The organism is Pseudoxanthomonas koreensis (assembly GCF_041890415.1).
Lineage (GTDB): Bacteria > Pseudomonadota > Gammaproteobacteria > Xanthomonadales > Xanthomonadaceae > Pseudoxanthomonas > Pseudoxanthomonas koreensis_A.
Window position 1 is genome coordinate 1,318,207 of sequence record NZ_CP169056.1, and the last position, 13,102, is coordinate 1,331,308.

The 13,102-nt window shown below is 68.9% G+C and carries 10 protein-coding genes; 3 read left to right on the forward strand and 7 right to left on the reverse strand.

The genetic code is table 11. The annotated features are described in order from the left end of the window. On the forward strand, nucleotides 1-3,069 hold the full coding sequence (locus ACEJ41_RS06015) for an efflux RND transporter permease subunit (RefSeq protein ID WP_374013876.1): 3,069 nt from the start codon (nucleotides 1-3) through the stop codon (nucleotides 3,067-3,069). A gap of 30 nt (nucleotides 3,070-3,099) precedes the next feature. Here ACEJ41_RS06015 and ACEJ41_RS06020 read toward each other — a convergent pair whose 3' ends face one another. The 6 genes from ACEJ41_RS06020 to ACEJ41_RS06045 are packed head-to-tail and all read right to left on the reverse strand — an operon-like array spanning nucleotide 3,100 to nucleotide 8,742. Beyond that, complete coding sequence (locus tag ACEJ41_RS06020) at nucleotides 3,100-4,269, reverse strand: cytochrome P450 (RefSeq protein ID WP_374013877.1); 1,170 nt, start codon at nucleotides 4,267-4,269, stop codon at nucleotides 3,100-3,102. Between the two features lie 11 nt (nucleotides 4,270-4,280). After that, nucleotides 4,281-5,177 carry a UbiA family prenyltransferase gene (locus ACEJ41_RS06025; protein WP_374013878.1) on the reverse strand — a complete coding sequence of 299 codons (897 nt, stop codon included), beginning with the start codon at nucleotides 5,175-5,177 and terminating at the stop codon, nucleotides 4,281-4,283. Then, the gene (gene ubiG, locus ACEJ41_RS06030; RefSeq protein WP_374013879.1) at nucleotides 5,174-5,896 is read right to left on the reverse strand and encodes a bifunctional 2-polyprenyl-6-hydroxyphenol methylase/3-demethylubiquinol 3-O-methyltransferase UbiG; all 723 of its coding nucleotides are present in this window, start codon (nucleotides 5,894-5,896) and stop codon (nucleotides 5,174-5,176) included. Before ubiG ends, ACEJ41_RS06025 begins: the two co-directional genes overlap by 4 nt. After that, nucleotides 5,871-7,013 (reverse strand): sedoheptulose 7-phosphate cyclase, encoded by a 1,143-nt coding sequence (locus ACEJ41_RS06035; RefSeq protein ID WP_374013880.1) that lies wholly within the window; start codon nucleotides 7,011-7,013, stop codon nucleotides 5,871-5,873. Before ACEJ41_RS06035 ends, ubiG begins: the two co-directional genes overlap by 26 nt. Next, entirely contained in the window at nucleotides 7,010-7,492 is a 483-nt protein-coding gene (locus tag ACEJ41_RS06040) for an S-ribosylhomocysteine lyase (RefSeq protein ID WP_374013881.1), read from the reverse strand. The genes ACEJ41_RS06035 and ACEJ41_RS06040 overlap by 4 nt, the downstream gene beginning before the upstream one ends. Then, nucleotides 7,489-8,742: a TIM barrel protein gene (locus ACEJ41_RS06045; RefSeq protein ID WP_374013882.1), complete on the reverse strand. Its 1,254-nt coding sequence runs from the start codon at nucleotides 8,740-8,742 to the stop codon at nucleotides 7,489-7,491. The genes ACEJ41_RS06040 and ACEJ41_RS06045 overlap by 4 nt, the downstream gene beginning before the upstream one ends. 1,154 nt (nucleotides 8,743-9,896) lie before the next feature. On the opposite strand from ACEJ41_RS06045, the gene ACEJ41_RS06050 reads away from it, so the two are divergent. Together ACEJ41_RS06050 and ACEJ41_RS06055 are read left to right on the forward strand one after the other, a co-directional pair. Beyond that, nucleotides 9,897-10,520, forward strand: a complete 624-nt coding sequence (locus tag ACEJ41_RS06050; RefSeq protein WP_374013883.1) for a TetR/AcrR family transcriptional regulator — start codon at nucleotides 9,897-9,899, stop codon at nucleotides 10,518-10,520. A 113-nt stretch (nucleotides 10,521-10,633) separates the two neighbouring features. Further along, the gene (locus ACEJ41_RS06055; protein WP_374013884.1) at nucleotides 10,634-11,482 is read left to right on the forward strand and encodes an alpha/beta hydrolase; all 849 of its coding nucleotides are present in this window, start codon (nucleotides 10,634-10,636) and stop codon (nucleotides 11,480-11,482) included. A gap of 21 nt (nucleotides 11,483-11,503) precedes the next feature. Here ACEJ41_RS06055 and ACEJ41_RS06060 read toward each other — a convergent pair whose 3' ends face one another. Continuing rightward, entirely contained in the window at nucleotides 11,504-12,985 is a 1,482-nt protein-coding gene (locus ACEJ41_RS06060; protein ID WP_374013885.1) for a diguanylate cyclase, read from the reverse strand. Nucleotides 12,986-13,102 lie beyond the last annotated feature (117 nt).

A 13,102-nucleotide genomic window follows, 5' to 3' on the forward strand; every position in this document is an offset into this window, starting at 1 on the left:
ATGAGCATCACCGAGCTGTCCATCCGCAGGCCGGTCACCACGATCATGCTGTTCGTGTCGATGGTGGCGATCGGCCTGATCGCCTCGTTCCGGTTGCCGCTGGAGGCCGAGCCGGAAGCCACCATCCCGTTCTTCTTCGTCTGGTTGCCGTATGCCGGCTCGACCCCGGAGGAAGTGGAGCGCAACCTGCTGCGCCCGGTGGAGGAAGCCATCGCCACGATGCCGGGCATCAAGTCGATGAACTCGCGTGCCAACGCCGAGGGCGCGCAGATCCAGGTGGAGTTCAGCGACTGGAGCCGCGACATCGCCGTGGCCGCATCCGAAGCGCGCGAGCGCATCGACGCGGTGCGCGACCAGTTGCCGGACGACTTCCGCCGCTACTACGTGCAGCGCTGGACCACCAGCGACCGCGAGGCGATCAGCCTGCGCCTGAGCAGCGACGATGACCTGACCGCGCGCGCGGACCTGATCGAGCGCAGCATGAAGCAGCGCCTTGAGCGCCTGCCCGGCGTGGCCCGGGTCGAGGTGGAGGGCGTGGCCAACCGTGAAGTGCTGGTGGCGCTGGACAAGGACCGGCTGAGCGCGCACGGGATCGCGCTCAACGACCTGGTGGAGCGGCTGCAGGCGGCCAACTTCTCGGTTTCTGCAGGGCAGATCACCGAAGCCGGACGCCGCCTGCGGGTGCAGCCGCGCGGCGAGCTGCAGCAACTGCAGACCCTGCGCGACCTGCCGGTGAACCGCACCGGTACCCGGCTGTCGGATATCGCCACGGTCGCGCTGCAACCGCAACGCATGAGCTACGTGCGCCAGATGGAAGGCAAGCCCAGCGTCGGCGTGGACATCTACAAGGAGCGCGCGGCCAACCTGGTGGACCTCTCGCGCGCGGTGCGCGCCGAGCTGGCCGAGCTTGAGCGCGACCCGGCCATGCGCGGCATCGAGATCGAGGTGACCGACGACCAGGGCCAGGCGGTGACCGGCTCGCTGCTGGCGCTGGCCGAGGCCGGCGGCATCGGCCTGGTGTTGTCGATCATGGTGCTGTACGCGTTCCTGCGGCACTGGCCCTCGACCCTGATGGTCACCCTGGCCATCCCGATCTGCTTCATCATGACCCTGGGCTTCATGTACTTCGCCGGCATCTCGCTGAACATCATCTCGATGATGGGCCTGCTGCTGGCGGTGGGCATGCTGGTGGACAACGCGGTGGTGGTGGTGGAGAGCATCTACCAAGAGCGCGAGAAGTTCCCGGACCGGCCCTCGCTGGCCTCGATCATCGGCACCCGGCACGTTGCCATCGCGCTGTCGGCGGGCACCCTGTGCCATTGCGTGGTGTTCCTGCCGATGATGTTCGGCGAGAAGAACATCGTGACCGTGTACCTGTCACAGCTGGCGGTGACCATCTCGGTGTCGCTGCTGGCCTCGTGGCTGGTGGCGGTGAGCCTGATCCCGATGCTGTCGGCGCGGATGAAGACCCCGCCGGCGGTGAAGTCGCCCATGATCACCCGCCTGCAGGACCGCTATGCGCGTGCGCTGCGCTGGACCCTGGGCCACCGCGGCTGGAGCGTGGCCGGCATCGTGCTCATTTCCCTGGTCAGCCTGGTGCCGATGGCCCACACCAAGGGCGGCGGCGATGACAGCGACCCCAGCCAGATCAACATCTTCTACCAGTGGCACGGCGCCTATTCCAAGGACGAGATGGGCAAGGAGGTGGCGCGGGTGGAAGCCTTCGTCAATGCCAACCGCGAACGCTTCCATGTCGAGCGCGTCTACAGCCGCTATGCCGAGCAGGGCTGGTCGCAGACCCGGCTGTTCCTGGACATCAAGGACCGCGAACAGAGCCGGCAGATTGCCGAGGAGGTGCGCAAGGGCCTGCCGCAGTCGGCGCGCGCCAAGATCGGCATCGGCTGGCCCGGAAGCATGGGCAACGACGGCGACGGCATCCGCTTCAGCCTGATCGGCGACTCCAGCCATACCCTGCAGGAGCTGGCGGACGACGTGGTGCCGCTGCTGTCGCGCGACCCGGCATTGCGCGACGTGCGGGTGGATACCGGCGATGCCAATACCGAGCTTTCGGTGCGGGTGGATCGCGAACGCGCCGCGGCCTACGGGTTCAATGCCCAGCAGGTGGCGCAGTTCGTCGGCATGGCCCTGCGCGGCGCATCGCTGCGCGATTTCCACCAGGACGGAGTGGAGATCCCGGTCAACGTGCGCTTTGCCGGCTCGGACGACTACGGCATCGAGGACCTGTCCACCTTCATGGTGCGCGCGGGCAACGGGGTGGAGGTGCCGCTGCTGGCGATGGTGGACGTGGACATCGACCCGGTGGCCACCTCGATCCAGCGCCTGAACCGGCAGACCATGCTGCGGGTGGAGGCCGGCGTGGCCCCGGACGTGCCGGTGGACCAGGCACGCAAGGCCATCGAGGCCAACCTGGAGCGGGTGCAGTTTCCGCCCGGTTACGGCTACACCTTCGACGGCGGCAGCTTCAACATCAATTTCGACGGCATGGACCAGATGCTGCGCAGCATCGTCATCGCCCTGGTGCTGATGCTGGTGATCATGGCGGCGGTGTTCGAGTCGATGCTGTTCCCGGCCGCGATCATGTCCTGCGTGCTGTTCTCCATCTTCGGCGTGTACTGGCTGTTCTGGATCACCGGCACCGAGATGAACATCATGGCGGTGATCGGCATCCTGGTGCTGATGGGCGTGGTGGTGAACAACGGCATCGTGATGATCGAGCACATCAACAACCTGCGACGGCGCGGGATGCCGCGCATGGAGGCGCTGGTGGAAGGCAGCCGCGAGCGCCTGCGTCCGATCATGATGACCATGGGCACGGCGATCCTGGCGATGATCCCCATCGGCCTGCACACCGACACGGTGCAGGGCATGCCCACCTACTACCCGATGGCGCGCGCGATCGCTGGTGGGCTGGCCTTCTCCACGGTGGTCAGCCTGCTGTTCCTGCCCACCATCTACGCGATCCTGGACGACCTGCGCCGCGGCACCGCCAACGTGGTGCGCCGTGCCCGTGGCATTCCTGCCGCGCGCGAGCCGGCACCGGCTGCCTGAGTGCAGCTTGCGCGGTCGCGGCGCCGGGCATCAGCTCCCGGCAGCGGGCCGCAGCAGCAACTCGACCTGCCGGTGGCCGCCGGCCGGGTACACCGCCGGCGTCGGCCGGCTGCCGGCCGGTTCGATGGAGGCGGTTGCAGCCAGCAGGGCAGCGATCACGGCCTCCAGTTCCAGCCGTGCCAGCGCGGCACCGGGGCAGGCGTGGATGCCGGCGCCGTACAGCAGGTTGAGGGCAGGGTCACGGTCCAGGCGGCACTCGTCCGGGTCACCGAACACCGCTTCGTCGCGGTTGGCCGCGGCCCAGACCAGGGTCAACCGCTCACCGGCGGCGATGTGCCGGCCGCCCAGGGTGACATCACGCGTGGGCACCCGGCGGTTGCATGTCAGTGGTGCATGGATGCGCAGGATTTCGTCATTGGCCGCACGCAGCAGGGTCGGCTTGCGGCGCAAGCGTGACTGCAACGCCGGGTGCGCGGCCAGGTACCAGGCGATGATGCCGACGCTGGAGGCGATGCTGCCCAGCTCGCCCACGGTCCAGTTGCGCAGGATGCTGACGATCTCCTCCTCGGCCAGCGGGCGCCCATGGATGGTTTCGCGCAGCAGCGCGGTGGTGATGTCGTCCGGCGCCGCATTGCCCGCGTCGCGGCGTTCCTGCAGCAGGTGGCGGATGGTGCTGTCGAAGCCGGTGGCCACGGCTGCCAGTGCGCGCGGATCAGCGGACAGCGTGGCTGCATTGCGCGCCTGCACCCATTGCAGCAGCGGTTGGTGCAGGGCCTGCGGCCAGCCCATGAACGCGCATTGCACCTGCACGGCGAACGGGTGGGCCAGCGCGGACATCAGTTCCACCGGTGCCTGCTGCGGCAATGCACCGACCAGGGCCGCCGCGATTTCCCGGCAGGCCGGCGCGAATGCCGCCACCCGCGCGCCGTCGAAGTAGGGCTCGATCATCCGCCGCCAGGCGGTGTGCTCGGGCGGATCCATGCCGTTGGGCACCGACAGGTGGCGCGAGGCCGCATTGCCGTAGGTGTGATGGTCGAGCACGATGCCCATCACGTCGGCATGGCGGAACACCGAGTGATGCAGGTAGTCGCTGTGCGCCACCGGGCAGGTGCGGCGCATGTGGTCGTAGGCGGCGATCGGGTCGGCCAAGACCTGTGATGCGCGCGGATCCCAGTCGGCAGGGCGGGAAGGGGCAGACATGCAGGCGGACCTCAACGCAGCAGAACGAAAGCGGTGACCAGCGCCAGCATCACCAGCGGATACAGGCTGGCCAGGTCGAACAGGCGCGCGGCGCGACGCCCTTCATGCGACAGGAACAGGCGCACTCCCGGCAGCACCAGCAGCAGCATCCCGGCCGTCACGCTGGCCACCTGCCAGGGCCAGCCCAGCGCCAGCGGCGACACCTGCGGCAACAGTGCGCCCACCGCCACGCACAGCACCAGGCTGGCCAGCACCAGCGCGCCGGCCACGCGCGTGCCGTACACCAGCGGGATGGTGCGGGCACCGACCCGGCGGTCCTCCTCGATGTCGTTCCAGTCGGCCGGGATGTTCTGGCCGCCGATTTCCCACAGCACCAGCCAGGCCACCATCAATGCCAGGTGCGGCAGGTGCGGATCGGGCACCACCACGTACACCGCCGCCACCGGTCCGGCGGACTTCACCAGGCCGCTGACCAGGGTGCGCCAGCACGACACCTTCAGCAGCAGGCAGTACGCGGCCTCCAGTACCGCCGCGGCCAGCACCACGATCACCAGCGGCGGGTTGAGCAGCCACGCGCCGGCCAGCGCCAGTGCATACCAGAACGCGAACCAGGCGATGCCGCTGCGCAGGCTCAGCAGGTTGCGCGCCACCGGGTAGCGCAGTGCCGAGGCCTCGACCGAGTAGCCGGCGTTGGGGCCGGCGGCGGCGAACTTCTCGCGGTCGGCCTTCACGCCCACAAGGTCGTTCAGCGCATAGATGGCGGTGTAGCCGGCCACCGCCGTGGCCAGCGCCAGCACCAGTACTTTCCATTCGGGGAAGCCGCCCAGCCACAGCAGGGCCGCGAAGCCGGGCATGGCCACGTCCAGCAGGCCATGGGTGGAGCGGGACAGGGCAAGGAAGGTTTTCATCGCGCCACCGCCGGCCTGATGAAGTGGGCGATGTAGTTCACATCCTCGCGGTCATGGGCGATGCGCCAGCGGCGATTGAACGGGTTGTACATGAGGCTTGAGCTGCGCACGAACTGCAGGCCGCTGTGCCTGGCCCAGCCGCGCATCTGCAGCGGATGGATCAGCCGGTCGTAGCGGTGGGTGCCGTGCGGCAGGATGCGCAACACGTACTCGGCGCCGACGATGGCAAACAGCCACGCCTTGAAGGTGCGGTTGATGGTGGAAAAGAACACGTGGCCACCGGGCCGTACCAAGCGCGCGCAGGCATCGATCACCGCCGCCGGGTCGGGGACGTGTTCGAGCATCTCCAGGCAGGTCACCGCATCAAAGCGACCCGGCTCGCACGCGGCCAGTTCCTCGGCGGTCTGGATGCGGTAGTCGATGTCCAGGCCCTGCCCGAGCGCATGCCGGCGCGCGACTTCCAGGGACTGGGTGGACTGGTCGATGCCAACGGCCTGCATGCCGGCGCGGGCCAGCGCCTCGGCCAGGATGCCGCCGCCGCAGCCCACGTCCACCACCCTGGGCCGCGCGATCGCCGCCAGCGGTTCCATCACGAACGCGCTGCGCAGCGGGTTGATGGCGTGCAGCATGCCCATCTTCCCGGCCGGGTCCCACCACAGTTGCGAGACCCGGTCGAACCTGGCGACCTCGTCCTCATCCACATTGCAGTGCTGGTTCATGCGCTCCGGTCCGGTCTCGGGTGATGGCGATGGCGGCGTCCAGTTCGCGCCGGGTGATGTCATTGAGGAACACGCAGCCACCCAGCCCGCGCGGCATCGGCACCCGCTGCAGGCCGTTGCGGTGTTCGGTACGGTCCAGCAGCGACTGCCACATCAGCGCGCCGTCCAGCAGCGCGGTGTCCGGCGCCAGGTCCAGTGCCTGGACCAGCGCATGCACGCGGCCGACTTCGCCGTCGTCCAGCAGTCCGCGCGCGGCGGCAATCGCCAGCGAGACCAGGATGTCCAGCAGCACCGCTTCGCCATGCAGCAGCCGTTCGCCATGGCGGGTTTCAAGGCCGTAGCTGAAGGTGTGGCCGAAATCGACCCTGCGCTCCAGGTTGTCCTCGAACAGGTTCGGCTCCAGTTCCTCCAGCATCGCGCCGATGGCACGGTCCAGCAGCACGCTGCCGGCCGGGTCCTGGAACCGCGCCGCGGTGCTGTGCGCGCCGTGCCGTTCAAGCAGGCGCAGCAGTTCCAGATCCTTGATCACCGCCAGCTTGACGATCTCGCACACCCCGTTGCGCAGGTGGCGGCGGGGCAGGGTGGCCAGCAGGGAGCGGTCCAGCAGCACCCGCAACGGCGGCTCGAAGCTACCCAGGCGGTTCTTGCGGCCATGCGCGTTGATCCCGGTCTTGATCCCCACGGCCGCGTCCACGTAGCCCATCAGCGTGGTGGGCACCTTCAGGTGCGGCACGCCGCGGCGGTAGCTGGAGGCGACAAAGCCGACCAGATCGGTCAGTACCCCGCCACCGATGGCGATGATCGGTTCGTCGCGGCGGTGGATGGGGAAGGCGTCCAGCTCGCGCACCAGCTCCAGGAACATGTCCACCGACTTGTGCTGCTCGCCGCCGGCGACCACCACGATCCGTGCATCCACGTCGCGCTGCGCGAAGTAGGTGCCGATGCGCGCGCCGCAGTGGCGTGCCACGTTGGCGTCCACCACCACGAAGCGGCGCCCGCCATGCGTGCGGCCGCCGGCCAGCAGCGCCGGATCGGCCGGGTCGAATACATCGGCCACGGTGAGGATGTCGTAGGCCACCGGGCGCGTGGCGCGCACCTGCCAGCGGCTGGCGCTCATGCCGCCTCCAGCCAGTGCGCACGCGCGGCGAGGATCTCGCGCGCCACCGCCTGCGCCTGTTCCACGCTGTGGTTGCGGTAGTGCCCGCACTGGGCGATGTCGGCATAGGGCACGGCCGTGGCCGCGGCCACGCCGGTCAGCACGGCCTCCAGCGCGGCGCACAGCCGTTGTGCCCGGCCCTCGTCGAGGAAGGTGAGGTAGAAGCCGGTCTGGCAGCCCATCAGGCCGACGCCGACGAAATTTCCCGGCAGCTCGCGCTGCAGCCCTTCCAGCAGGAAGTGCTCCAGCGAGTGCAGCGCGGTATCGCACAGGAAGGCGCCGGCATTGGGACGGCGCACGCGCAGGTCCACGCAGAACAGCGCGCCGTCGCGTCCGGCCTGCCGCGCCGAGCGCAGCTTGAGCGTGGGCGCCTTGAGCGTGCGGTGGTCCAGCTCGCCCACCGTGGCCGGGTCCCAGCCCAGGGCAACGACGTCGATCATGCCCGCGCCCCCGCCAGCACCGCAGCCAGGTGGCGATGGCTGTGATAGAGCGCCTGCCGCCACGAGGCCACATGGTGGTACAGCTCCACCGTGGCGTAGCCGGAGAAGCCGTTGTCGGCCAGGGTGCGGAAGCTGGACGCGAAATCGAGCACGCCCTCGCCGGGGATCTCGTGGAAATGGGCCAGGCCGGTGAGGGTGTTGGCCAGGCGACGCTCCACCAGCGGCAGGCAGGTGGCGCCGCGCAGGTAGGCAAGGATCGGCAGGGCGCGCTCCAGCACGTCGAACGCCAGCCCGGGCACCGAGATCAGGTAGGTGAAGATCTCGTCGTCCAGTGCCGAACTGCCGGCATGCAGGTTGCCGTAGTCCACATGCACCGGCGCCTGGTCCACCCCGGCCCGGGCCAGCAGCGCGTCGATGCGGCGCCTGCGTGCCGCATCCGGTGGCGTGTCGGCCACGTGCAGCGGGTGGCGCCGGTCCACCAGCAGGAAGCCGGCGTCGTCGGGGAAATACACCAGCACGCTGGCGAAATCCAGGTCGAACACCAGATCCGCTGCATCGCTGGCGATCTTCAGGTTGTAGCCGGCCGGGGCGTCGGACACGTGTAGGTAACGGGTGAGGGGAGCGGCCCTTGCCAGCGCACCGGCGATGTCGTGCTCGGAGCACCATGCATGGCACAGGTCCACGTGCAGCCTGAACTTCGGCGAGCCGACCGCCTCCACCAGCGCCAGCCCCTGGTCGATGGTTTCGATGAACATGCCCGGTTCCGGCTCGACCAGCAGGGTGATGTCCTCGCCCTGGCCGATCTCCGCCAGGCACTGCTGGATGCTGTCGGCCAGCACCTCGCCCGGATCGACCCCCGGGTGGCGCACGTGCTCGTCGCGGATGAAGCCGCTGCCGAAGCTGACCAGCGGCACACCCAGCGCCCGGGCGGTACGCACGCCGCGGCGCACCAGGTCGATGCGGCGCTTGCGCCCGGCCAGGTCCAGCGACATCAGCGAGGGTTCGTGCGGACGCTGCGGATCGAAGAAGTGCGATGCGGTGGCCATGCACGCCGGCTTGACCCGCAACCGCTGCAACTGCCGGCGCACCTGCGCCAGCGCGTCGTCATCCAGTTCAAAGGGGTTGAACTGGCGGCGATGGAACGACAGCTCCACTCCGTCGTAGCCGGCCTCGTCCACCGCTGCCAGTGCATCGGCGAAGGACAGGTCGGTCAGGCCGAAGGTGCTGTAACTGAGCTGGATCGGGCCCATGGGCGGTCATCCGGGTCGCACATCCGCGCGCCGGCACGCATGGCCGGTGGGGAGGGAAGGGGGGAGGTCAGGGCGCCCGGCGCGTGCGCCGCGTCCGGACGAAGCAAGGCGTCAGAGCGCCACGCGCGATGGAGGCTTCTCCGCATCCACCCGGGCGCAGCGCCGGCCCGTTGCCGGATGCGTGGCCGTGGCCCGCCTTGCGCATCGCAGTGCCCGCGCCCGCTGCGCAGCGACCAGACCGTGGCAGGACCATGCCGTTTCCATGGCGCGCAGTCTGTTCAACCCGCCGGCAGGTGTAATTGACCTAGGTCAACTCATGGTGGCCTGTCCGGCCTCAGTACGATCGGGCCGGGCCGCGATGCCCGTGGCAACCTCTCCAACAACGGCGGCCTGTACCAGTTCGACCACGCACCGGCTGCGCAAGGCGCCGGGGACTGAGAGCTACCGTTACGATGCCTGTCACTCTCCCTACGAGCCAGGGACCCTTATGGTCAAGCGCAATGCGCCTGCTGTACGTGCGGCTGCAGTGGCCGCCTTCCTTAGCGGAGCTGCGATTGCAGCTGGGCCGCCGCCTGTTGCTCATCCCCAAGCTTGTGCAGCAACCTACTGCATCGAAGTAGTGCCTCAAGACCCGTATCTTCCTTACCAGATCGAAGTGCTGACCGATCTTGAGGATCACACTTCAGACTTGGTCGTAAGGCTGAGGCATGGGGGTGCTGTGGCATTCCGATCGAAGCCGGTCGAACGTCGATAGGCGGGTATGAATCCGACCGCGCCAGTCTGGAGGTATGAAGGAGGTCTGGGCGTTTCCGCCGCATGCCTGACGTGTTCCGAGCCGGGCCGAAACATGGATCAAGTGTTGGGTGTCGCCATCGCAGGGATTCCCCATGTGGGGTCGAAGCATTTGTCTGAAGTCATGGACGTCTGCTATTGGCCTCTTGGCATGGCTTCAGCCGGTCACGGAAAAGGCAACAGCATGTCGCTGGGCCACAAGGTCTGCGTCATGGACGTTGGCGTCGAAGCGAAGCAGGGGCGAGACGCAGTGGCGATCCCGTAGCCGCCCGGTCTGATGGTCTGAAAGTCTGATCGTCTTTACGTTCCTTCTTGTCACCATGGCGCTTGAATAAAACGAACGGTCGTGCTATTCAAGCGGCATGGAACCGTCACCTGCCACCGCCGCGGCTACCCCCAAGGGCGCCAGTACCCGCGGGGTGCTGCTGGACCGCGCTGCCGAGATGGCTTCGCGGCTCGGCCTGGAAGGGGTGACCATCGGTGAGCTGGCGGCCGCCGCGGGGATGTCCAAGAGCGGGGTGTTTGCCCACTTCGGTTCGCGCGAGGACCTGGTGCGGCAGACCCTGGACTGGGTGGCCGGGCAGTTCGTCGACGCGGTGTTCCTGCCCTCGCTGAGGCAGCCGCGCGGGCTGCCACGGTTGCAGGCGATCATGGCGGCGTGGATCGAGTGGATCGGCGCGCATCCGGACGGCTGCGTGTTTCTTGGCGCGTCGGTGGAGTACGACGGCCGCCCCGGGCCCATGCGCGAACACGTTGCATCGCTGGCCGGGCGCTGGCACCAGGCACTGGAGCATGCCACTGCGATGGCAGTCGGGGAGGGGCACCTGGCGGCCGATACCGAACCGCCGCTGGTGGCGTTCCAGTTGCAGGCGCTGATGGATGGCCTGCACCACGCCCGCCTGTACCGCGCGGCCGATGCGACCGCGCTGGCGCGCCGCGCCGTTGCCGAATTGTTCTCGCGCCACGCGGTCACCGCACACGCCTGATTCCTGACCTTGGAGAACCTGCCATGTCCTCGGCTGTCCCTCACGCTTCGCCACAAAAAAGCACGATCGTTCGGTCAGTTGGTGCGCCGCGCCTGCTGCGCTGGGGCTTTTCCATGGGCAGTTGGGTGATGCCGGGCGCGACCGTGCGTCATGCTTCGCGGCTGTTCGGCACGCCGCTGCCCACCTCGCGCAGCCGTGCGCTTGCGGACCGCTGCAGCGATGCGGCGGTCGGCCAGGTGATCAGCGAGGGTGAGGGCATCACCACCTATGCCTGGGGCGAACCTGCGTGCCAGCCCTGCGTGGTGCTGGCGCATGGCTGGTCCAGCTACGGGCTGCGCTTCCGTCCGTGGGTGGAACCGTTGCGTGCGGCAGGCTATGCGGTGGTCGCGTTCGACCAGCCTGCGCACGGGCGCAACACCGGCGGACGGCCGTTGCTGCCGGCCTTTGCCGCGGCGCTGGCGGCGGTGGTGCGGCGCTATGGCCCGCCTGCCGCCGTGGTCGCCCATTCCATGGGCGGTGCATCGACATTACTGGCGCTGGCCTCGGGTGTGCGTACCAGCCGGACGGTGCTGCTGGCTCCGGTGGCTGACCTGCGCGCGGCTGGTGCGCGCTTCGGCCAGGCCGTGGGGCTGGCGCCGACCCTGGTGGGCAGGATGCTGGAAGGCTTCGAGCGCCAGGCCGGCGTGCAGGTGGACAGTTTCGCCGCGCACCTGCACGCCCCGGCGATGGGCATCCCGGCGCTGGTGGTGCACGACATCGGCGACCACGACGTGCCGTGGGAAGAGGGCGAGCGCTATGCGCGGCTGTGGCCTGATGCGCGCCTGCTGACTACCAGCGGACTTGGCCACCATCGCGTCGCCTCCGACCCGGCGGTGATTGATGCGGCACTGCGCTTTCTGCAGGGCGAGGCGGTGGGCGAGCGGGTGGTGTCCTCGCCCAACCTGCGCTTCGGGTTCGAATAGGACGGCGCGGCAGGCCCGGGCTCAGCCGCCCAGCAGCATGGCTCCCGGCGGCACCGGCAGGCCGTCGCTGGCCTCGACTACCCGGTCACGGCCGGTGCGCTTGGCGTGATACATCGCCGCGTCGGCGCGGGCCAGCAGGCGCTCGTAGTCGGGGTGGCCATCCTGCAATGCGACGCCGATCGAGGCGGTCAGCGGCACCTCGTGGCCTTCGCCCAGTTTCAGCGGGGAGGTGGCAATGGCCCGGCGCAGGGCTTCGGCGATGACCAGCGATTCGGAGCGGCCTACCGAGCCGAGCACCACCACGAACTCCTCGCCGCCAAAGCGGAACAGGTAGTCGCTGCCGCGGGTGTTGTCCACCAGCAGGGCCGCCACGTGCTGCAGGGCGCGATCGCCGGCTTCATGGCCGTGGGTGTCGTTGATGTCCTTGAAATGGTCCAGGTCCAGCATCAGCAGCGCGAACTGGCGCCCGGTGTTGGCCTGCAATGCGATCTCGCGGCGCAGGATGGTGGGCAGGAAGCGGCGGTTGAGCAGGCGGGTCAGTGCGTCGCGGCCCGATTCCAGGTCGCCGATGCCATCGAACATCACCAGCACCAGGCTGCGGATCTGGCCGGCAAGTTCGCGCACCTCGTCCAGCAGCAGGCGCCGCGCTGCGATGTCGTTGGCGTGTGGCAGCCGTTCGAGCAGAAGCTGGTCGATGCGCGTGGTCAGCGCGGTCACCTCGCGGGTCTCGGCGCTGTCGCCAAAGCTGGCCAGGCCCTTGTGCAGGAACCACAGGCCGAATTCGGAGCGTGACAGCAGCAGGCCCTGCGGATCGCCTGCCTGCTCGCCGGTCAGCGTGTAGAGCAGGGCGTTCTCCCAGCCCAGCAGCAGGGCGCGCTGGCGTTCGCGCTCGGTGCTGACGTTCTGGATCAGCGAGAACAGCCGGAACGAGCCGTCGATCTGGCCGGCAATCTCGCGCGAGCGTGCATACGCGCTGGTCATGCTTTCCAGGGCGATGTCCAGCAGCGCGCCGGCGGTGACGGTGGCCTCCAGTGCGGTGTCCGCATCCGGCGCCAGTGCGCGCAGGCGCGCGTACAGCTCCTGCTTGACCACGCGCGCGCCGCGACCGACCAGGTCCACCGGGATGCCGATGCGTGCGTGGACGTGGCCGACATGCTCCTGCGTGGCCCACAGCGCGTCGATGTCGCCTACCCGTGCCGACAGCAGGTCGGCCAGCCAGCGTTGCAGCGATGGCTTGAGCCGTTGCTGGACCTGCTCGATGGTGAGGAACCGTGCGGCCCGCGCATCGGCCAGCAGGCGATCGTAGAAGTGGTCGGCCAGGGCTGGGCCGGCTTCGGCCACGGCGGCGTCCAGCAGCGCGCGGATCGCCTCGGGCGTTGCTTCCAGGCGCGCTTTCCAGTCGGCGATGACGATCGGGTCGGGCGCCGGGCTGCCTTCGCGCTGGCCCTGGTGCGCGGCGGTGGCGCCGTTGCCGGGTGGAGAAGAAGAGTGGGGCGTGTGCATGGAAGTCGTCGGGGGTGCGTTGGCCGGCATGCGGTGCGCTCCTTAACGAGAACGCCCCATCCTCGCCATCGCAGTGTTAACCGGGTGGCAACTGCGCCGGTGCAGTGCGGGGAACGT